Raw genomic sequence first — 19,534 nt, forward strand, 5'->3', positions numbered from 1 at the left:
CCGATGCCCCGGCCACGGCCCCCGAAACGCTGCAGCCGGTGGCTGTGCTGTCCGCGGAGGATGTGGCCATTCCACCCGCTGCTGCCGCCGCCGGCGCCGGCATCGGCGTCGAGACGCATGATGTGACGCTGGAACAGATCCGCCAGGAGGCGGAGACGCTGCTGGCCGAACTGAAGGCGCTGGCTGCCGGCCGGCAAGCGGCGCCGCAGGCGGACGCAGGGGCGGATGCGCCGGTGGCCGGGACGGTCGGGCAAGCCGGGATAGTTGAGCAAGCCGACCTGGCCGAACAGGTCGAGGCCCGAACGCCTGGCGCCACCGATAGCGACGCCGCACCGGATACCGCCGGTATTCAGGCCGCGCAGCCGGCGATCGCCGAAGCGGCTCCGGCTGCGTTGCGCGAGCCCATCCTGCTCGCTGACGCATTGGAGGCGCCCGCCGCGGACGAGCCGGAGGCGATAGCCGGGACGGAGACCGGCACGGAGACTGGCACGGAAGAGGGCGCCGACAGCGTGCTCGATGCCAACCTGCTGGTCGAGCATCGCGGCGAGAGCATCGCGGCGGCTGCAACTGCCGCCATCGCGCAAAGCGTTGCCGTGGCCGCCGGCCAGATGGCGTCCGAGGCAGACCGGGCCGGTCCGCAAGCGCAGCCGGAAGTGGAGCCGGAGGTGGAGCCGGAAGTAGAGCCAGAAGCAGGGCTGCATGTTGCCGACGATGCGGGAGCCCGGGCAGGGGCCGAGTCTGGAGCGGGGACGGATATCGATGCCGATGCCGCTACGGATGCAGGTGCCGGCGCCGGGCCGGAGGGTCATGTTGTCCACGCACCCGAAATCACCGAATCCGAACAAGAAGTCGTAGCCGAAGCCGTAGCCGTAGCCGAAGCCGAAGCCGAAGCCGAAGCCGAAGCCGAAGCCGAAGCCGAAGCCGTAGCGCAGCCCGAGCCGGCGCCGGAAATGGAAACGGCCGCGGCCGCGCCCGCGCCCGCTCCACAGCCCGGGACGGCTCCCGCCGCCCCCACGCCGAAGCCCCGTATCGTACTGCCCGCCGTGGTCGGCAAGACCGTGCCGCTGGCCCCCGCTGCACCGGCGCTGCCGCCCGCGCAGGCCATCGCCGTCACGCCTGCGCCCGCCCGCATCGCCGACTACCGCCTGCCGCCGCTGGCGCTGCTGGAGGCCGCCTCGTCCGATGTCGAGCAGGTCAGCGAAGAACGCCTGCAGGAAACCGGCAACCTGATCGCGCAGCGCCTGGCCGAGTTCAAGGTGCCGGTGTCGGTGGTCGGCGCCTCGGCCGGCCCGGTGATCACGCGCTTCGAGGTGGACCCCGCGATGGGTGTGCGCGGCGCGCAGGTGGTCGGCCTGATGAAGGACCTCGCGCGCGCGCTGGGGGTGACCTCCATCCGCGTGGTGGAAACCATTCCCGGCAAGACCTGCATGGGCCTGGAACTGCCCAATGCGCGGCGCCAGATGATCCGCCTGTCCGAGATCGTGGCGGCTTCGTCCTTCCTCGCGCACAATTCGCACCTGGTGCTGGCGATGGGCAAGGACATCACGGGCAATCCCGTGCTGACGGACCTGGCGCGCGCGCCGCACCTGCTGGTGGCCGGCACCACCGGCTCGGGCAAGTCGGTGGCGGTCAATGCCATGATCCTGTCGCTGCTCTACAAGGCCACGCCGGACGATGTGCGCCTGATCATGATCGACCCCAAGATGCTGGAGCTGTCGGTCTACGAAGGCATCCCGCACTTGCTCGCGCCGGTGGTCACCGACATGAAGCAGGCCGCGCACGCGCTCAACTGGTGCGTGGGCGAGATGGAAAAACGCTACCGCCTGATGTCCGCGCTGGGCGTGCGCAACCTGGCCGGCTTCAACCAGAAGATCCGCACCGCCGAGGCCGCGGGCGAGCACGTGCCCAACCCGTTCTCGCTCACGCCGGACGCGCCCGAGCCGCTGCGCAAGCTGCCGCTGATCGTGGTGGTGATCGACGAACTGGCCGACCTGATGATGGTGGCCGGCAAGAAGATCGAGGAACTGATCGCCCGCCTGGCGCAGAAGGCGCGCGCGGCCGGCATCCACCTGATCCTCGCCACGCAGCGGCCTTCGGTGGACGTCATCACCGGCCTGATCAAGGCTAATATCCCGACCCGCGTGGCCTTCCAGGTCTCGTCCAAGATCGACTCGCGCACCATCCTCGACCAGATGGGCGCGGAGAGCCTGCTGGGGCAGGGCGACATGCTGTTCCTGCCGCCCGGCACCGGCTACCCGCAGCGCGTGCACGGCGCTTTCGTGGCCGACGAGGAAGTGCACCGCGTGGTCGAGCACTGGAAGCAGTTCGGCGAGCCTGACTACGACGAAGCGATCCTCGCCGGCGACCCGGGCGAGGCCGCGGCCGCCGACCTGTTCGGCGAAGGCGGTGGCGATATCGAGGCAGATCCGCTCTACGACGAAGCCGCGGCCTTCGTGCTCAATACGCGGCGCGCGTCGATCTCCGCCGTGCAGCGCCAGCTGCGCATCGGCTACAACCGCGCGGCGCGCCTGATCGAGCAGATGGAAGTGGCGGGCCTGGTCTCGCCGATGGGCCGCAACGGCGCGCGCGACGTGCTCGCGCCAGGCTCCGGCGACTAGACCGCGGCGGGGTCGGGGCCGGGGTTTGCGGCGCCGATCCCGCCTTGCCGGGCTGCCGGCATGCAAGAAGACGCACATCCCGTGCGCAATGGCCGAATAGCGCCATCTTTTCCTCGCTAATGTCCGCCTGCGCGTCGCGCCGCCTCCAATATGCTGGGGTCATCGAACTTCGGCAGGCCAGCATGGGCGAAGAACAGACAATCCCGGTTTCCCTTTCCCTCGACCAGCTCAAGGCGTTCGCCACCGTGCTGACGCAGGGCTCGCTACTGCAGGAGGCGACGCTGCGGGTCGTCGCCGAGTGCGAGCAGAAGGCGATCATGGCCAATCAGATGCGCTGCGCACGACAGCGCCAGTGGGATTGACATCTCTGCAACCGGTTCCCGAGCGCTAAAGGATCTCCAGTGAAAAATGTCGCCGAACAGTTCTTGGATGCGGACAACTATGAGCCGCCTCCGCTCAGGCAGGTCCTTGGCGAGGATGCCGACGCCATCGACGCCATCGACGCCAACGACGCCATCGATGGCAGCGAGCTTGCGGATCCCGCGACCGGCCAGCCCGATGGCAAAGAGGGCCCGCGCCAGTTCCCGCGGCTGCTGCCGGTGGCGGTCGCCTCCGCCCAGTCCGGCGCGCGCACCGTCAAGGTGGCCGACATCGCCGGGTTCGAGCGACTCGTCGAGCAGAACGCGCTGACGGAATTCCGCGTGTTCCGCAGCTTCGGCTACTCAGTGGTCCTGTTCTTCCACGCCGCGGAGATGGTCTTCTATACCGTGCTCTACCAGGACGGTTCTCCCTGGCGCGTGATGACTTCCGTCGATCACGAGGCCAGCGAGTCGGTTTTCGTCCACTTCGAGGAGCGTACACGGCGCTGGGCCGAGGGCGAGGCACGCTGCGCGCTGGTCAAGGCAAGGAACGAGCAGATGGCGCGGATGTTCGAGCAATCGGAGCAGAGAGCGGAGCGCCTGCGCAGCGACCTGCAGCGCGTTGCCATGCAGGACCAGGCGCTGGGCAGCCGCCRGCAACAGGTGCGCAGGGAACTGGCCCGGCTCGAGGGCCTGCGCGTCACCGCCCAGGCCCAGCTCAACAAGTCCACCCGCCAGGCCCACCAGCTCATGCTGGCCGAGAGCGAAGGCTTGCCGCATCTGCCGGGCCGCTGAGAACGCGTACGGCGAGCCGCCCGGCACGCCTCGGCACACCTGCGCACAATTTGCCCGCGTGAGCCGGCACAATGCGGGACCGGCATGCATTGCGCCATGCCGGCCGCCCGCGCTGTGGAGACGATGATGGACACGACAGACAAGCCGGCCGGCGCCACGCCGCCGGCAATCCCGCATGGCAATCTGCTGGCCGGCGTGCCGGTGGAGCGCGCCGCCGAGCGCTTCGACGCCTTGCTCGAGCGCCCTGGCCTGAAAATCGAGCGCATCGTCTCGAATGGCCAGGCCAGCCCGCCGGACTTCTGGTACGACAGCGCGCAGGACGAATGGGTGCTGCTGCTCAGCGGCAGCGCCGGCCTGCACATCGATGGCGAAGCCGAAGCGCGCCGCCTGCTGCCCGGCGACTGGCTGTATCTGCCGGCGCATTGCCGCCATCGCGTGGCCTGGACCGATGCGGCGCAGCCTTCGGTCTGGCTCGCCGTGCATTGCGAACCGGGTGCGCAAGGCTGAGCCAGCGCTCGTCCCGCATCCGCATGCCCGACACCCGCATACCCATATGCGGGCCGCTGCTCTATGCATAGACGAAATGCGCGCTTCGGCGCGGGGCGCCGCTCGGCTATCGTGTGAGCTTGGCAAGCCAACCAGTCCATAGCGGGCTCGCCGCGTATCCAGCGGCCTGATAACCCGCCCATCCCGAATCATGTCTTTCCCGCTCCAGGCGCGGCTACCCGCGCGGCTCCCCGAGTCCTCGCCAGCGCGGGCACGCGCCGCCACTGTTGCCGGTGCAACAGCGATTCAACAAGCTGCGCCTGCAGCTGCTGCGATCGCGCCGCCGATCGTCGCAGGTGGCCGCAAATGGCCGCGGATAGCTCCAATCGCGGGCGATCCGTGCGGGCTTGCTTCTTGCGTCGTCAGCCGACAAGCGCACGCGGCAAGCGCCGGCGGACGGCCGATCGTTTTCCCCGCGGCGTCAATCCGGATCCATTCCTCAGGAGGTTTTCTCAATGGCTAAACCGCTGAACGTAGTTGCCGTCAACGGCAGCGCGCAGCAACCGTCGCGCACGCTGGCGCTGGTCCAGGCACTGCTGGACGAGCTGGACGCGCGGCTCGCGATCCAGCGCCGCATCGTCAACCTGGGCGACATCGCGCGGCCTCTGGGCGCCGCGCTGACACGCGCGGAACTGCCCCACGAGATCGAAAGCGAGCTGGTGGCGATCGAGCAGGCGGACCTGCTGCTGGTGGCGGCGCCGGTCTACCGCGGTTCCTATCCGGGCCACTTCAAGCACCTGTTCGACCTGATCGGGCAGGAGGCGCTGGTCGACAAGCCGGTGCTGCTGGCCGCCACCGGCGGCAGCGACCGCCACGCGCTGGTGCTGGAGCACCAGTTGCGGCCGCTGTTCGGCTTCATGCAGGCGCTGACCTTGCCGATCGGCGTGTACGGCAGCCCCGGCGAGTTCGAGCACTACAAGGTGAGCAGCCCCGCGCTGGCCGAGCGCATCCGCCTGGCCGCCGATCGCGCCGCGCCGCTGTTTGCCGCGCACCGCCGCACGGCGCTGCAGCGCGCCGCCTGAGGAGCACGCCGGCGATGAACGTATTCTGGTTCCTTCCCACCCACGGCGACGGCCATTACCTCGGCACCACCGAAGGCGCGCGGCCGGTCTCGCTGCGCTACCTGAAGCAGATCGCGCAGGCCGCGGACGACCTCGGCTACTACGGCGTGCTGATTCCCACGGGACGCTCCTGCGAGGACTCCTGGGTGATCGCCTCGGCTGTCGCGCCCTGGACCGAGCGGCTGCGCTACCTGGTGGCCATCCGCCCGGGCATCATCTCGCCCACGGTGTCGGCCCGCATGGCGGCCACGCTGGACCGCATCACCRACGGCCGGCTGCTGATCAACGTGGTCACCGGTGGCGATCCCGACGAGAATCGCGGCGACGGCCTCTACCTGGATCACAGCCAGCGCTATGCCGCGTCGGCCGAATTCCTGCGCGTATGGCGCCGCGTGCTCGAAGGCGAGGCAGTGCATTTCGCGGGCGAGCACATCAAGGTGGAGAACGCCAAGGCGCTCTATCCGCCGGTGCAGCGCCCCTATCCGCCGCTGTACTTCGGCGGCTCCTCGGAAGAGGCGCACGAACTGGCGGCCGAGCAGGTCGACGTCTACCTGAGCTGGGGCGAGCCGCCCGCCGCGGTGGCGCAGAAGATCGCCGACGTGCGCGAGCGCGCCGCGCGGCTCGGGCGCACGGTGCGCTTCGGCGTGCGGCTGCACGTGATCGTGCGCCGCACCAGCGAGGAAGCATGGCGCGCCGCGGACCAGTTGATCGCGCAGATATCCGACGAGACCATCGCCGCCGCGCAGACATCGTTCGCGCGCTTCGATTCGGTCGGCCAGCGCCGCATGGCGCAGTTGCATGGCGGGCGCCGCGACCAGCTCGAGATCTATCCCAACCTGTGGGCCGGCGTGGGCCTGGTGCGCGGCGGCGCCGGCACCGCGCTGGTGGGCAGCCCGCAGGAGGTCGCGGCGCGCATCAAGGAGTATGCCGATCTTGGCATCGAGAGCTTCATCTTCTCGGGCTACCCGCACCTGGAGGAAGCCTACCGTTTCGCCGAACTGGTGTTCCCGTTGCTGCCCGAGCCGTATGCCAGCCTTGCGCGCGGCGGCGCCACCAACCTGACCGGACCGTTCGGCGAGATGATCGCCAACGACGTGCTGCCCGGCAGCAAGGCCGCGGCATGAGCGTGCGCCCGCGCGTGGTGCCGCTGGACCCGCGCCGCACGGCCCAGGCGCTGGCGCGCGACTTTGCCGGGACCGCCGCCGAGCGCGATGCGCGCGGCGGCACCCCCAAGGCCGAGCGCGATGCGCTGCGCGCCAGCGGCCTGCTGGCCCTGACCATTCCCGCCGAGCTCGGCGGGCTGGGCGGCAGCTGGGCCGACATGCTGGCCGTGGTGCGCACGCTGGCCAGCGCCGATGCGTCGCTGGCCCATGTCTATGGCTTCCATCACCTGACACTGGCCACGCTGCGGTTGTTCGGCAACGCCGGCCAGTGGCGGCCGTGGTGGGAGCAGACCGCGCTGCGCGGCTGGTTCTGGGGCAACGCGCTGAACCCGCTCGATGCGCGCACCGTGGCCAGCCGTGGCGCGGCCTGCTACGAATTCTCCGGCAAGAAGAGCTTTTGCTCCGGTGCCCTCGATTCCGAGATGCTGGTGGCATCGGCGCTGGAAGATGGCAGTGGCCGCCTGCTGATCGCCGCGCTGCCGACCAGCCGCAGCGGCATCACGCCGCATCATGACTGGGACAGCATCGGCCAGCGCCAGACCGACAGCGGCAGCGTCTCCTTCGAGCGCGTGCGCGTCGAGGCGCAGGAACTGCTGCTCGACCCGGGGCCGCTGAGCACGCCGTTCGCGTGCCTGCGGCCGCTGCTGGCGCAACTGGTGTTCTGCCATACCTTCCTGGGCATCGCCGAAGGCGCCTTCGAGGAAGCGCGCGGCTATACGCGGAACGAGGCGCGTCCGTGGTTCCGCTCCGCGGCCGCGCACGTCACCGAGGATCCCTATGTGCTGGCGCGCTACGGCGAGTTCTGGGTCGGCCTGGAAAGCGTGCGGCTGCTGGTGGAGCGCGCCGCCGCCCACTTCGACAAGGCCTGGCAGGCCGGCGAGCGGCTCGATGCCGATGCGCGCGGCGCGCTCGCGGTCGACATCGCCGCGGCCAAGGTGGCTTCGACCCGCACCGGGCTCGACCTCGCCAGCCGCATCTTCGAGGTCACCGGCGCGCGCGCCACGCACGGCGCGCTGCGGCTGGACCGCCACTGGCGCAACCTGCGCACGCAGTCGCTGCACGACCCGCTCGACTACAAGCTCCACGAACTCGGCGACTGGGCACTGAACGGCGCCGTGCCAAGCCCATCCTTCTACTCATGATCCCATGCAGCTAGTGTCCTGGCCACCGCCGGCGTCGCGTCCGGCGCAGCACCTCGCGCACGTCTTCGCCGACACGAGATCTCTGGCCCTGCTCAGCCACGTGGAAAAGGTCGCGCCCAGCGAGGCCAGCATCCTGATCGTGGGCGAGACCGGCACCGGCAAGGAGATGATGGCGCGCCACGTCCACAACCTGAGCGCGCGCCGCCACCGGCGCTTCGTCGCGGTCAACTGCGGCGCGTTCTCCGAGTCGCTGGTCGATGCCGAACTGTTCGGCCACGAGAAGGGCGCCTTCACCGGCGCCCTCGGCGCCAAGCCGGGCTGGTTCGAGGAAGCCGACGGCGGCACGCTGTTCCTCGACGAGATCGGCGACCTGCCGATGTCGCTGCAGGTCAAGCTGCTGCGCGTACTGCAGGAGCGCGAAGTGGTGCGGCTGGGTTCGCGCAAGCCGGTGCCGATCGACGTGCGCGTGCTGGCCGCCACCAACCGGCCGCTGGACGAAGCCATCCGCAACGGCAGCTTCCGCAAGGACCTGTTCTATCGCCTCAACGTGGTGACGCTGGAGATCCGTGCGCTGCAGGAACGCCCCGGCGACATCCTGCCGCTGGCGCAGCATTTCCTGCGCAAGTACGGCGAGCGGCTCGGCTACGGCGAGGTCGCGCTGAGCCCGGACGCGCAGCGCAAGCTGCAGCGCTATGCGTGGCCCGGCAATATCCGCGAGCTGGAGAACGTGCTGCACCACGCCTTGCTGACCTGCCAGCACGACTGCATCGACGCCGGCGACCTGCATGTGCGGGAGCCGGGCGGGGACGTCACCGCGGTGCTGCCCGATGCGGCTCCCGGCGTGGCGCTCGCCGCGGGCGCCATGCCGGCCGCCGCCGGGCCGGACGATGAAGCTGCCTCCGCCTTGCTGGAACGCGCGCTGCTGCGCCTGTTCGAGCAAGCACCGGAAGGCGTGCACGAAACCGTGGAGAGCGCGCTGCTGCGCGCCGCTTTCCGCTACTGCCGCTTCAATCAGGTCCACACCGCGGCGCTGCTTGGCCTGAGCCGGAACATCACGCGCGCCAGGCTGATCCAGCTTGGCGAGCTGCGCGTCAACCGGCGCAAGCCGGGCGAGCCAGAAGAGCCGGCGAGCACCGATCCGGCCGGCATCGGCGAGGCCGCCGGTGGCACGGCACAAGCCGGCGCCGCGAAGGTATTCGCCATCGCCATCTGAACCTGGGTCAGGCCGGCGTCCAGGGCAACAATCCAACCAGGCGCAACACCGCCATTTCCACCATGCCAGAAAAAGATCATTTCCCCGCGTCGGCCGAACTGGCCGCCCGCTTCCGCCCACTGTTCGCCGGGATCGCCGAACGCGCGGCCGAACGCGAGCACACGCGCGAACTGGCCTTCGATGCCGTGAAACTGCTGCGCGAGTCCGGCTTCGGCGCGCTGCGGGTGCCGGTGGCGCTAGGCGGGTTCGGCGCCTCGCCCGAGCAACTGGCCGAACTGCTGGTCGAGCTGGGCGCGGCGGACTCCAACCTGCCGCAGATCCTGCGCGCGCATTTCGGTTTCGTCGAACGCCTCTATGCCGAGGTGGCGCCCGCGCTGCGCGAACGCTGGCTGAGGCTGGTGGCCCAAGGCACCATCTTCGGCAACGCCACCACCGAGACCGGTGACGGCACGCTGGGCCGGCATCGCACTACGCTGACGCGTGACGCAAGCAACGGCGAAGGCTGGCGCCTGGACGGCGAGAAGTTCTACAGCACCGGCACGCTCTATGCGGACTGGATCGCGGTGGCCGCCAACCGTGTCGGCGAGGACAGCGCGCCCGACACCGTCGATACGGTCTACGTGCTGGTGCCTGCCGATGCGGCCGGCATCGAGCGCGTCGACGACTGGCGCGGCTTCGGACAGCGCCTGACCGGCTCCGGCACCACGCGCTTCGACGGCGTGACGGTCGGCGATGCGCAGGTGCTGAGCTTCCCGCGCAATGTGCCCACCTCCATGACCGCCTTCTTCCAGCTGGTGCACCTGGCCACGCTGGCCGGCATCGCGCGCGCGGTCGAGCGCGACGCCGCCGCCTTCGTGCGCGCGCGGCGCCGCGTCTACAGCCACGGCAGCGGCGCCACGCCGGCCGAAGATCCGCTGGTGCAGCAAGTGGTGGGACAGTTGAGCGGCACCGCCTTCGTCGCCGCCAGCGCGGTCGCCGCGGTGGCGCAGGGCCTGGGCGAAGTGGACCGCGTGCGCCAGCGCGGCGAGACCGTGCCCGCGGCCCTGCTCGACGAGGTGGAACTGCGCGCGGCCAAGGCGCAGTCGGTGGTGCCCGACCTGGTGCTGGCAGCCGCCACGCGCCTGTTCGATATCGGCGGCGCCTCGGCCCTCGACGAAAGCCGCCGGCTGGACCGGCACTGGCGCAATGCCCGCACGCTGGCCTCGCACAATCCGGCCATCTACAAGGCGAGGGCGGTGGGGGACAACGCGATCAATGGCGCCGCGCCTACCTACTACTGGTCGGTGGGCGCCAAGGCGGCCTGACCGGTCCGGTGGGGCTCAGGCCGCCAGCGGCACGATCTCGCGGGCGATAGCCTCGCCCGACGCTGCCCACGCCACGCGCAGGTCGTAGGCTGCCTGCAGGTTCGCCCAGAATTCCGGCGTGGTGCCGAAGTAGCGTGCCAGGCGTAGTGCCGTCTCCGGCGAGATGGCGCGCTTGCAGCGCACGATGTCGTTGATGCGGGGTGCCGGGACATGCAGGGCCATGGCCAGGGCATGCGCCGTCATGTTGTTCGGAACGAGGAAGTCCTCGCGCAGGATCTCGCCGGGGTGGACCGGCTCGATGCTTTCGCCGGTGGCGACATCCGAGAAATCGACCTTGTTCAGGTCCGCGCGCTTGATCGTCATGGTGGCCTCGATGGTCGATGTGGTCGATGTGGTCGGTGTGGTCAGTGGTAGTCGGTGATTTCCACCTCGTAGGCGTCGCCGCTGCCAAAGCGGAAACAGATCCGCCACTGGTCGTTGATCCGGATGCTCCACTGGCCCTTGCGGTCAGCCTTGAGTGCCTCCAGCCGGTTGGCGGGCGGCGCCCGCAGGTCCTCGAGTGCGGCCGCCGCGTCGAGCATCTCGAGCTTGCGGAGCGCGGGCCGCTGGATTTCGCGCGGAAGGCTGCTCACGAACTTGCCGGCGTACACCGCTGCGGTGGCCTTGCTGGCGAAGCTTCGAATCATGTCGGCAATCCTATAATGCGTTGAGTTTAACGTCAAGCGTTATTCGCTTCACGTTAAGTCGCGTCCGCGCGATGCACACGCCGGCACGCTGGGGTTGCGGATGGCGGCGCCGATATGACGCTTGCGGAAATAGAAACGGGTGCGCGAGGCGCCTGGGGGAAGGCAACCGCGCCTCGCGGCATGCGCAAGGCGCGGGGGCGAAGACGCCCGGGTGTTGAAGCGTGCCGGGACGTCCGGGGTGCTGAAGGCGGAGGTTTCATGAGGTCCATGCATGGCGAACCGCTCGCGGTCCAGCCAGAGAGCGTAAATCCGCTCTCCCCGGGCATGCATGGGACGATTCTCAAGGCGCCCGGTTAGTCGGCCGTATCGGGCCCTGCCGGCCCGGCCCGCGCTCAGGGCGCCCGCAGCAGCCGCGCGCAGCGGTCGCCCAGCCACTGGATGATGCTGACCAGGCCGATCAGCAGCACGATCACCACCACCATCACGGTGGTGTCGAAGCGCTGGTAGCCGTAGCGGATGGCGATATCGCCGAGCCCGCCCGCGCCCACCGCGCCGGCCATGGCCGACGCGCCTACCAGTGATACCACGGTGATGGTGAAGCCGCCCACGATGCCGGGCAGCGCTTCCGGCAGCAGCACGTGCCAGACGATATGGCGGCGCTGGCAGCCCATGGCCTGCGCCGCTTCCACCAGGCCGCGGTCGACTTCGCGCAGGCTGATCTCGGCAATGCGGGCGAAAAAAGGCGTGGCGCTGATCGACAGCGGCACCACGGCTGCCCACACGCCGATGGTCGCGCCCACCACCAGGCGCGTGAACGGCAGCAACGCCACCAGCAGCACGATGAAGGGCGTGGCGCGAAAGCCGTTGACCACGCTGCCCAGGGCGCGGTGCAGGCGCGGCGACGCGAGCACGCCGCCGGGCGCGCTGAGCACCAGCACCAGCGCCAGCGGAATGCCCAGCGCCACCGCCACCAGTGCCGAGGCGCCGACCATGGTCAGCGTATCGAACAAGCCTTGCCAGATACGTTCAATGGTCAGTGGGGACATAGCCGATCACCTTGGCGTGTTGGGACTGGATGGCGGCGGCCAGCGCCTCGGGCGCCAGCCTGGTACCGGGCGCGGCCAGCAGCAGGCGGCCCTGGCTGTGGCCCTGGATGCGGTCGATGCCGGCGTGCAGCAGGCGCACGCGGCCACCCAGCGCGGCGGCGATGCCGGCCAGCTCGGGGGCGGCGCCTGCGCCGCTGTAGCGCAGCTCGACCAGTTGTTCGCAGGCGCCGTGCGCCGGCGGCGCGGCCTGCAGTTTCTGCGCGAGGTCTTCGGGCAGGCCGGCTTGCAGGGGCTGCAGCAGCGCCTGCGTGGCGGCATGGCGCGGATTGCCGAACACTTCCCAGACCGGGCCATGTTCGGCGATGCGGCCGCCCTCGAGCACCAGCACGCGGTCGCAGATGTCGCGGATCACGCGCATCTCGTGCGTGATCAGCACCACGGTCAGGCCGAAGCGCCGGTTGATGTCGCGCAGCAGCGCCAGGATGGACTGCGTGGTTTCCGGGTCCAGCGCCGAGGTGGCCTCGTCGCACAGCAGGATCTGCGGCCGGTGCACCAGCGCGCGGGCAATGCCCACGCGCTGCTTCTGGCCGCCGGAGAGCTGGCCCGGGTAGGCGTACTGCTTGCCGTCCAGCCCGACCAGGCCGAGCAGTTCCTCTACCCGCGGCGCGATCTCGGCGCGCGGCACGCCGGCCACCTTGAGCGGCAGCGCCACGTTGTCCCATACGGTCTTGGCCGAGAGCAGGTTGAAGTGCTGGAAGATCATGCCGATGCGGCGGCGCAAGGCCACCAGCGCGGCGGCGTCGAGCGTGGCAAGGTCGGCGCCGTCCACCAGCACACTGCCGCTGCTGGGCGTTTCCAGCCGGTTGATGGTGCGCAGCAGGCTGGACTTGCCGGCGCCGCTGCGACCGATGATGCCGAACACGCCGCCGGCGGGGATGTCGACGTCGATCTCGCGCAGCGCATGCACGTCGCCGGCCGGCGTGTGGTAGACCTTGCAGACCTGCCGGAAGGCGACGGCGCCGGCGGCGTTCGTGGCCTGCCTGGTGTTCGTGGCGGCATCGCGCGGGCTGCCGGCATGGGCGGGCAGGCTCGCCCGGTCGGGCGCGGCTCCGAGCCGGCGCAGGAAGGTCAGCGTGCCCATGGCGTCACTGCTTGCGCCACGGCAGGCTATAGAGCTTGTCGTTATTGGCGTAGGACTCGCGCAGCTTCTGCAGCACGGCCGGCGACTCCTGGTAGAGCCTGACGAAGCGGGCGATGCGCGGGTCGCCGGCATTGTCCTGGCGGCTGACGAAGCGGATGGCAAAGTAGACGTCGTCCACGCCGGAATAGAGCAGGCCGGCGCCAGCGATCTGCGGCTTGCCCGCGTTGACGAAGTGGGCCGGGTAGCCTTGCGCCAGGTCCACGTCGTCGAGCGCCCGTACCAGTTGCGGGCCTTCGATCTCCACGAACTTGAGTTTCTTCGGGTTGGCCACGATGTCGTCGAGCCCGCCGCGCGCACCCACGCCGTCGCGCAGCTTGATCAGCCCGGCTTTCTGCAGCAGCAACAGGCCGCGGCCCTGGTTGACGGGGTCGCTGGCCACGCCCACGCGCGCGCCGTCCTTGAGCTCGTCGAAGCGCTTGATGCGGCTGGAGTACAGGCCGATATTGGGCAACACGCCCACTGCCACGCTCTTGAAGGCATAGCCGCGTTCCTTCACGGCATTGTCGAGGAAGGCCTGGTGCTGGAAGTAGTTGAGGTCGAGATCGCCTGACGCCAGCGCCACGTTCGGCGTGGTCCAGTCGGTCAGCTCGACCACCTTCACGTCCAGGCCCTGCTTGCGCGCCTCGGCCGCGGCCACTTCGACCGAGTCGGCCAGCGCGCCCGGGGTGACGCCGATGCGCAGCGGCGCGGCATGGGCGGCATGCAGGGCCGTCGCCAGGGAGAAGCCCGCGAGGGCGGAAATCAACAGTCGCTTGAGTGTCATTTGCTTGGATGCCCGGTTGAAACGGAAGTGGATGCGCAGTGGCTTGCGCGGTTGTTTGCGCAGTTGTTTGAAACCTGCCCGGCCGCCTTAGTCCGACAGCCGGCGGAACTGCGCCGCCGCGTGGCGCGCCGGCAGGCGATCGCCTTCGCCGAACAGCTTGCCGCGCAGGCTGCCCTCGGCGTAGCGGGTCTTGTAGAGGCCGCGGTTCTGCAGCTCGGGCACCACCAGCTCGACGAAGTCCTCGTAGCTTTCCGGCACCACGGTGCGGCTCAGGTTGAAGCCGTCGATGCCGGTCTCGTCGATCCAGGACTGCAGCTCGTCGGCCACCTGCGCGGCGTCGCCGACGATGGCCGGATAGCGCCCGCCCAGCTCGAACAGCTCCAGCAGCCGCCGGCGCGTCCAGCCGTGCTGCTGGGCTGTGCGCGTGGCGGATTCAATGGCGTTGCCGCCGTTGTAGTCGACCGGTGCGTCGAGGTCGTAGCGGCCGAAGTCCACGCCGGTGCTGGCGGCGAAGTGGGCGAGGCCAGCCTCGCGGCTGGCGTAGTCCTTGTAGTCGGCGTGTTTCTGGCGCGCCTCGGCATTGGTGCGGCCCGCCACCACGGCGGCGCCGGCGAATACCTTGATATCGTCGGGCCGGCGGCCGGCCGCCATCAGTTGCTCGCGCAGCGCGCGCACGGTGTTGCGCGCGGCTTCCTTGCTGGGCGGCGAGATGAATACGCATTCGGCGTGGCGCGCGGCGAATTGCTGGCCGCGCCCCGAGCTGCCGGCCTGGAACAGCACCGGCGTGCGCTGCGGCGACGGCTCGGCCAGGTGACAGCCCTCGACCTTGTAGTACTTGCCCTGGTGGTTCACCTTGTGCACGCGGCCGGGGTCGGCAAACACGCGCGCGGCCTTGTCGCGCCGCACCGCGTCGTCTTCCCAGCTGCCTTCCCACAGCTTGTAGAGCACCTCCAGGTATTCGTCGGCGCGGTCGTAGCGCTCGTCGTGGGCGATCTGGTTGTCCAGTCCCATCGCGCGCGCGGCGCTGTCCAGGTAGCCGGTGACGATATTCCAGCCCACGCGCCCGCGCGTGAGGTGGTCAAGCGTGGAGAAGCGCCGCGCCAGCAGGTAGGGCTGCTCGTAGGTGAGGTTGACGGTGACGCCGAAGCCCAGGTGCTGCGTCACGGCGGCCATCGCCGATACCAGCAGCAGCGGGTCGTTGACCGGCAACTGGATCGATTCGCGCAGCGTCACGTCCACGTTGCCCTGGTAGATGTCGTACACGCCCACGATGTCCGCGATGAACAGGCCGTCGAACAGGCCGCGCTCGAGCGTGCGCGCCTGGCCGGTCCAGTATTCGATCGTGTTGTAGTCGATGGAGCGGTCGCGCGGATGCGTCCACAGGCCGTGGTTGATATGGCCCACGCAGTTCATGTTGAAGGCGTTGAGCAGGATTTGCTTGCGTGCCATCAGAGGGCTCCGTGCCGGGTGGGAAGGCGGTCGTTGAGGTAGTAGTTGCCGACCGCGTGGTACTTCCAGCGCACCGGGTCATGCAGCGTGTGAGTGCGTGCGTTGCGCCAGAAGCGGTCCAGCCCCAGGCCATCGAGCGTGGCGCTGGTGCCGGCCAGCTCGAACAGCTTGCTGCCGGCCAGCAGCGATGCGGTGGTGGTGAGCGCGCGCGCCTCGGCCACGGCGATCGAGGCCGCGGCCACGCTGCGCTCGTCCGGCGCGGCCTGGGCCACGTCGACGATGCGCCCGGCGCGGCGCAGCAGCGCTTCGGCCGCGCGCAGGCGCACCGCCACCTCGCCCACCTGGTGGATGGTCAGCGGATCGTCCGCGGCGCGCGCCACGCCGGCATCCAGCCACGGGCGCGACTGCTCGCGCACGAAGGGCAGCGTGGCCTCGAAGGCGCCGCGGCCGATGCCGAGGTCGATGGCGGCGTGCATGATCTGCGCCACCGGGCCGATGGTGGTGGGCTGCTCGAAGGAGGCCAGGAAGGGCACCACCCAGTCCGCCTCCACGCGCACGTTCTCGAACGTGACAGAGCCACTGCCGGTGATGCGCTGGCCGAAGCCGTCCCAGTCGTCGGTGATGGTCACGCCCGGCGCGGTGCGCGGAACGACCGCCAGCAGCGTGACCTCGCGGCGCATAGAAATGGTTCTGCGGGATCTGCCCCAGCGAGCCGTCGGCGCCGGCGATGGTGGCGATCACCTCGGCCAGCGTCACGGTGCAGACGCCGGCGCCGCCGAACTCGCGCGGCACCGTGATGCCCCACAGGCCGCTGGCGCTGAAGGCGTCGAGCTCGGCCCAGGGCAGGCGGCGCTCGCGGTCGCGCAGCGCGGCCCCGGGCGCGAACTGCGCGGCCAGCCGGCGTGCGGTGGCGATGGCGTCGGCGTCGTCGCGGATCAGGGCGGGCGCCTGCGCCGGCGGCGCGGCGGGCGCGGGGCGGCTGGCGGGGCTGTCGTCGGCGGGAACCGGGGTAAGTAGCAAGGACATGTCAGTTCCAGGAGTGGCGCGCGGGCAGCACGTGATTGAGGTAGTAGTTGCCGATCAGGTGGGTCTTCCAGCGCACCGGGTCGTGCAGCGTGTGGGTGCGCGCGTTGCGCCAGTGGCGGTCGAGGTTGTGGCGCGCGCGCGTGGCGGAGGAGCCGGCCAGCTCGAACAGCTTTTCGCTGGCGGCAAGCGCGGCCTCGGTGGTCAGCACCTTGGCCTCGGCCACGGCGACCGAAGCGCGTGCGCTGGCCTCGGCGTCCGGCCCCTGCGGCGCGGCCGCGGCGGCGATGGCGTCCAGCGCGCGGCCGGCTTCGAGCAGCACTTCGCGCGCGGCGTGCACATCGATCTGCAGGCGGCCCACGTCGGCGATGAGATGGGGGTCGTCGGTGGCGTGCTCCAGGCCGGAGTCGATCCACGGGCGCGCGTACTGCCGCGCGAAGGCAATGGCGTCGGCCAGCGCGGCCTCTGCGATGCCCTGGTCGATGGCGGCCTGGATCAGTTGCGAGGTGGCGCCGTACAGGCCGGGGCGCTCCGCCAGCTGCCACACCGGCAGCACGTCGTCGGGCGAGACCGGCACGTTGTCGAACACCACGCCGCCGCTGGCGGTGGTGCGCTGGCCGAAGGAGGACCAGTCGTCCACGATGGACAGGCCGCGCGCCTCGCGCGGCGACCACACCTGCACCGCGCGGCCCTGCGCATCGAGCGCGCGCGCCGGCACGCGGTGCGCGAACAGCGCGCCGGTGGAATAGAAGCGGCGGCCGTTCAGGCGCAGGCCCTGCGGCGTCTCGCTCAAGCGCGTGGTGCCTTGCAGCACGTCCGGGCTATGCTCGGAGCGGCGTTCCGGGCCGGCGTTGCCCAGCCGCGCGCCGGACAGCACCTCGCTGTAGAAGCGGCGCTTCTGCGCCGCGGAGCCGGCTTCGCGCAGCACGCCCAGCAGGCCGAAGTGGTTCTGCGGGATCTGGCCCAGCGCCGGATCGGCCGCGCACAGGATCACGAAGACCTCGGCCAGCGTGGCGTAGGACACCTCGGCGCCGCCGTAGGCGCGCGGCACCGTGATGCCGCCCAGGCCGCTCTCGGACCACAGGTCCAGTTCTTCCCATGGCAGGCGGCGCGTGCGGTCGCGCCCGGACGCGCCCTCTGCGAAGCGGGTGGCAAGATCGCGCGCGGCCTCGAGGGCCTGGGCGTCGGTGGCGATGCGCCGCACGCGCTCGGGGTCGGGCAGGCGCGCCGGCGCGGCCGGCAGGGCGGAAGCAGGAAAATCTGACAGTCGGGTCATGGCAGTCGAGGAAAGGAAAAGCTAGGCCGGCGCCGTGGTGCGGACGCGGCGCAGGCGAGGATTGAGGGCGGCCTGAAGGCCATCGCTGAGCAGGTTGAGCGCAAGCACGGTCAGCACTACCGCCAGCCCGGGGATGGCGGTCATGTACCAGCCGGTGCGCAGGGCGTCGCGGCCCAGGCCGATCATCGAGCCCCAGCTCACCACATTGGGGTCGCCCAGGCCGAGGAAGGCCAGCCCGGCCTCGGACAGGATGGCGTTGGCCACCAGCAGCCCGGTGGAGACGATGATCGGCGTCCAGGCGTTGGGCAGGATCTCGCGGAAGATCAGGTGCACGTCGCCGGCGCCCACCGCCACCGCGGCGCGCACGTACTCGCGCTCGCGCAGCGACAGGAATTCCGCGCGCACCAGCCGCGCCACGCTGGTCCACGAGGTCACGCCGAGCGCGAACACGATGGTGCCCAGCGTGGGCTTGAGCACCGCCACCAGGATGATGGCCAGCAGGAAGGCCGGGATGGTCTGGAAGAACTCGGTGATGCGGCTCAGCACGGCGTCGGTGCGGCCGCGGTAGAAGCCGGCCACGGCGCCCACCGTGACGCCGATGGCCAGCGCCACCAGCGCCGACGACACGCCCACCAGCAGCGACACGCGCGCGCCGTGCGCCAGCCCGGCCAGCAGGTCGCGGCCCATCAGGTCGGTGCCGAGCGGCGTGGCGGGACCGGCGCCGGGCCAGGTGTAGGGCGCGCCCACCATGTCGAGCGGGTCGTCGGGGAACAGCACGCCGGCCAGCGCGGCGGCCGCGGCCACCACCAGCAGCACGATGCCGCCGAGCCAGATCGAAGGTTGCAGGTACCAGCGTTTCATGCGGCGCTCCCGGTAGCGGATGCAGGCGGGCGCGCCGGCGAGGCCGCGCGGCGCACGCGCGGATCGAGCGCGGCCTGCGCCAGATCCACGAGAACGTTGGCCAGCACCACCAGCACGCCGCTGCAGATCAGCACGGCCAGCAGCACCGGGATGTCGCGGCTCTTGATGGCTTCGAACGACAACTGTCCGAGGCCGGGCCAGGCGAACACCGTCTCCACCACGATCGAGCCGCCCAGCAGGGCGCTGCTCTGCACGCCCAGCATGGTGACCACCGGCAGCAGCGCGTTGCGCAGCGCATGGCGGAAGATCACCTGGTGCTCGCGCGCGCCCTTGGCACGCGCGGTGCGGATGTAGTCTTCGGCCAGCGTCTCGATCATGGCGGCGCGCGCCAGCCGCGCGTACACCGCCACGTAGTAGATCGCCAGCGTCAGCACCGGCAGCGCCAGGTGCCGCAGGTAATCCAGCCACAGTTGCACGCCGTGGTAGCCGGCGTTGACCTCGCGCAGGCCGCCTACCGGCAGCCATTCGAGCTGTACGCCGAACAGCACGATCAGCATCAGCGAAGTCCAGAACATCGGTGCCGAATAGCCCACCGTGGCCAGCGCCGACAGCACGGTGTCGGTCAGCCCGTGCGGGCGCCGCGCCGCCGCCACGCCCAGCAGCACGCCGGCCAGCGTGGACAGCAGCAGCGCCGCGCCGACCAGCGCCAGCGTGGGGCCGAGCCGGTCCAGCAGCAGGTTGAGCACCGGCTCGCCGAAGCGGAACGAGTAGCCCAGGTCACCCTGCGCGATGCGGCCCAGGTAGGCCAGCAGTTGTTCCGGCAGGCTGCGGTCCAGCCCGTAGAGCTGGCGCAGTTGTGCCACGTACTGGGGCGGCACGTTGCCGCTCTCGCTGGCGATCACGTCGACCAGGTCGCCCGGCAGCGCCTTGAGCAGGGCGAAGTCCAGCACGGCGGTGGCGAACACCACGCCCAGGAGTTGCAGCAGGCGCCTGAGCAGCGACCTGAGCAGGGATCTGGCTATGCGCAC

At 70.4% G+C, this 19,534-nt stretch carries 18 protein-coding genes and 1 pseudogene; 9 read left to right on the forward strand and 10 right to left on the reverse strand.

What is annotated here, in order from left to right:
- The first annotated feature begins 62 nt into the window (after positions 1 to 62).
- From AC1DK4_RS20060 to AC1DK4_RS20100, 9 genes are all read left to right on the forward strand, one after another.
- Positions 63 to 2,618 (forward strand): DNA translocase FtsK, encoded by a 2,556-nt coding sequence (locus tag AC1DK4_RS20060; protein WP_441649841.1) that lies wholly within the window; start codon positions 63 to 65, stop codon positions 2,616 to 2,618.
- Between the two features lie 182 nt (positions 2,619 to 2,800).
- Positions 2,801 to 2,980, forward strand: coding sequence for a hypothetical protein (locus AC1DK4_RS20065; RefSeq protein ID WP_441615585.1), 180 nt, complete (start codon positions 2,801 to 2,803; stop codon positions 2,978 to 2,980).
- A gap of 39 nt (positions 2,981 to 3,019) precedes the next feature.
- Entirely contained in the window at positions 3,020 to 3,772 is a 753-nt protein-coding gene (locus tag AC1DK4_RS20070; protein ID WP_477131730.1) for a DUF2968 domain-containing protein, read from the forward strand.
- A gap of 126 nt (positions 3,773 to 3,898) precedes the next feature.
- Positions 3,899 to 4,279: a cupin domain-containing protein gene (locus tag AC1DK4_RS20075; RefSeq protein ID WP_441615739.1), complete on the forward strand. Its 381-nt coding sequence runs from the start codon at positions 3,899 to 3,901 to the stop codon at positions 4,277 to 4,279.
- Between the two features lie 494 nt (positions 4,280 to 4,773).
- Positions 4,774 to 5,340, forward strand: a complete 567-nt coding sequence (gene msuE, locus AC1DK4_RS20080) for an FMN reductase (RefSeq protein WP_441615589.1) — start codon at positions 4,774 to 4,776, stop codon at positions 5,338 to 5,340.
- A gap of 14 nt (positions 5,341 to 5,354) precedes the next feature.
- On the forward strand, positions 5,355 to 6,503 hold the full coding sequence (gene ssuD, locus AC1DK4_RS20085) for an FMNH2-dependent alkanesulfonate monooxygenase (protein WP_477131731.1): 1,149 nt from the start codon (positions 5,355 to 5,357) through the stop codon (positions 6,501 to 6,503).
- On the forward strand, positions 6,500 to 7,684 hold the full coding sequence (locus tag AC1DK4_RS20090) for an acyl-CoA dehydrogenase family protein (RefSeq protein WP_441615593.1): 1,185 nt from the start codon (positions 6,500 to 6,502) through the stop codon (positions 7,682 to 7,684). Before ssuD ends, AC1DK4_RS20090 begins: the two co-directional genes overlap by 4 nt.
- A gap of 4 nt (positions 7,685 to 7,688) precedes the next feature.
- The gene (locus AC1DK4_RS20095) at positions 7,689 to 8,897 is read left to right on the forward strand and encodes a sigma-54 interaction domain-containing protein (RefSeq protein WP_441615595.1); all 1,209 of its coding nucleotides are present in this window, start codon (positions 7,689 to 7,691) and stop codon (positions 8,895 to 8,897) included.
- A gap of 62 nt (positions 8,898 to 8,959) precedes the next feature.
- Positions 8,960 to 10,201 carry an acyl-CoA dehydrogenase family protein gene (locus AC1DK4_RS20100; RefSeq protein WP_441615597.1) on the forward strand — a complete coding sequence of 414 codons (1,242 nt, stop codon included), beginning with the start codon at positions 8,960 to 8,962 and terminating at the stop codon, positions 10,199 to 10,201.
- Positions 10,202 to 10,216: 15 nt separating this feature from the next.
- On the opposite strand, the gene AC1DK4_RS20105 is transcribed toward AC1DK4_RS20100, so the two are convergent.
- The 10 genes and pseudogenes from AC1DK4_RS20105 to AC1DK4_RS20150 form a co-directional block, all read right to left on the reverse strand.
- A complete protein-coding gene (locus AC1DK4_RS20105; RefSeq protein ID WP_441615599.1) occupies positions 10,217 to 10,564 on the reverse strand; it encodes a HigA family addiction module antitoxin in 348 nt (115 codons plus the stop codon).
- A gap of 41 nt (positions 10,565 to 10,605) precedes the next feature.
- Positions 10,606 to 10,887, reverse strand: coding sequence for a type II toxin-antitoxin system RelE/ParE family toxin (locus tag AC1DK4_RS20110; protein WP_441615601.1), 282 nt, complete (start codon positions 10,885 to 10,887; stop codon positions 10,606 to 10,608).
- Positions 10,888 to 11,279: 392 nt separating this feature from the next.
- A complete protein-coding gene (locus tag AC1DK4_RS20115; protein WP_441643404.1) occupies positions 11,280 to 11,933 on the reverse strand; it encodes a methionine ABC transporter permease in 654 nt (217 codons plus the stop codon).
- On the reverse strand, positions 11,914 to 13,074 hold the full coding sequence (locus tag AC1DK4_RS20120) for a methionine ABC transporter ATP-binding protein (protein ID WP_441615604.1): 1,161 nt from the start codon (positions 13,072 to 13,074) through the stop codon (positions 11,914 to 11,916). Before AC1DK4_RS20120 ends, AC1DK4_RS20115 begins: the two co-directional genes overlap by 20 nt.
- 4 nt (positions 13,075 to 13,078) lie before the next feature.
- Positions 13,079 to 13,897 (reverse strand): MetQ/NlpA family ABC transporter substrate-binding protein, encoded by an 819-nt coding sequence (locus tag AC1DK4_RS20125; protein WP_441615606.1) that lies wholly within the window; start codon positions 13,895 to 13,897, stop codon positions 13,079 to 13,081.
- A gap of 87 nt (positions 13,898 to 13,984) precedes the next feature.
- On the reverse strand, positions 13,985 to 15,346 hold the full coding sequence (locus tag AC1DK4_RS20130; RefSeq protein ID WP_441615608.1) for an LLM class flavin-dependent oxidoreductase: 1,362 nt from the start codon (positions 15,344 to 15,346) through the stop codon (positions 13,985 to 13,987).
- Positions 15,346 to 16,372, reverse strand: a pseudogene (locus AC1DK4_RS20135) (acyl-CoA dehydrogenase family protein). The gene AC1DK4_RS20130 and the pseudogene AC1DK4_RS20135 overlap by 1 nt, the downstream one beginning before the upstream one ends.
- Position 16,373: 1 nt before the next feature.
- The gene (locus AC1DK4_RS20140; RefSeq protein ID WP_441615612.1) at positions 16,374 to 17,645 is read right to left on the reverse strand and encodes an SfnB family sulfur acquisition oxidoreductase; all 1,272 of its coding nucleotides are present in this window, start codon (positions 17,643 to 17,645) and stop codon (positions 16,374 to 16,376) included.
- 21 nt (positions 17,646 to 17,666) lie between these two features.
- The gene (locus tag AC1DK4_RS20145) at positions 17,667 to 18,506 is read right to left on the reverse strand and encodes an ABC transporter permease (protein WP_441615614.1); all 840 of its coding nucleotides are present in this window, start codon (positions 18,504 to 18,506) and stop codon (positions 17,667 to 17,669) included.
- Positions 18,503 to 19,534, reverse strand: a complete 1,032-nt coding sequence (locus AC1DK4_RS20150) for an ABC transporter permease (protein WP_441615616.1) — start codon at positions 19,532 to 19,534, stop codon at positions 18,503 to 18,505. Before AC1DK4_RS20150 ends, AC1DK4_RS20145 begins: the two co-directional genes overlap by 4 nt.

It is taken from the genome of Cupriavidus sp. 05N38, assembly GCF_056397345.1.

What these genes read in the sequence shown, in the direction of transcription:
- AC1DK4_RS20065 (WP_441615585.1), top strand. Translation starts at nt 2,801, where the DNA reads ATGGGCGAAGAACAGACAATCCCGGTTTCCCTTTCCCTCGACCAGCTC.
- AC1DK4_RS20075 (WP_441615739.1), top strand. Translation starts at nt 3,899, where the DNA reads ATGGACACGACAGACAAGCCGGCCGGCGCCACGCCGCCGGCAATCCCG.
- msuE (WP_441615589.1), top strand. Translation starts at nt 4,774, where the DNA reads ATGGCTAAACCGCTGAACGTAGTTGCCGTCAACGGCAGCGCGCAGCAA.
- AC1DK4_RS20090 (WP_441615593.1), top strand. Translation starts at nt 6,500, where the DNA reads ATGAGCGTGCGCCCGCGCGTGGTGCCGCTGGACCCGCGCCGCACGGCC.
- AC1DK4_RS20095 (WP_441615595.1), top strand. Translation starts at nt 7,689, where the DNA reads ATGCAGCTAGTGTCCTGGCCACCGCCGGCGTCGCGTCCGGCGCAGCAC.
- AC1DK4_RS20100 (WP_441615597.1), top strand. Translation starts at nt 8,960, where the DNA reads ATGCCAGAAAAAGATCATTTCCCCGCGTCGGCCGAACTGGCCGCCCGC.
- AC1DK4_RS20105 (WP_441615599.1), bottom strand. Translation starts at nt 10,564, where the DNA reads ATGACGATCAAGCGCGCGGACCTGAACAAGGTCGATTTCTCGGATGTC.
- AC1DK4_RS20110 (WP_441615601.1), bottom strand. Translation starts at nt 10,887, where the DNA reads ATGATTCGAAGCTTCGCCAGCAAGGCCACCGCAGCGGTGTACGCCGGC.
- AC1DK4_RS20115 (WP_441643404.1), bottom strand. Translation starts at nt 11,933, where the DNA reads ATGTCCCCACTGACCATTGAACGTATCTGGCAAGGCTTGTTCGATACG.
- AC1DK4_RS20120 (WP_441615604.1), bottom strand. Translation starts at nt 13,074, where the DNA reads ATGGGCACGCTGACCTTCCTGCGCCGGCTCGGAGCCGCGCCCGACCGG.
- AC1DK4_RS20125 (WP_441615606.1), bottom strand. Translation starts at nt 13,897, where the DNA reads ATGACACTCAAGCGACTGTTGATTTCCGCCCTCGCGGGCTTCTCCCTG.
- AC1DK4_RS20130 (WP_441615608.1), bottom strand. Translation starts at nt 15,346, where the DNA reads ATGGCACGCAAGCAAATCCTGCTCAACGCCTTCAACATGAACTGCGTG.
- AC1DK4_RS20140 (WP_441615612.1), bottom strand. Translation starts at nt 17,645, where the DNA reads ATGACCCGACTGTCAGATTTTCCTGCTTCCGCCCTGCCGGCCGCGCCG.
- AC1DK4_RS20145 (WP_441615614.1), bottom strand. Translation starts at nt 18,506, where the DNA reads ATGAAACGCTGGTACCTGCAACCTTCGATCTGGCTCGGCGGCATCGTG.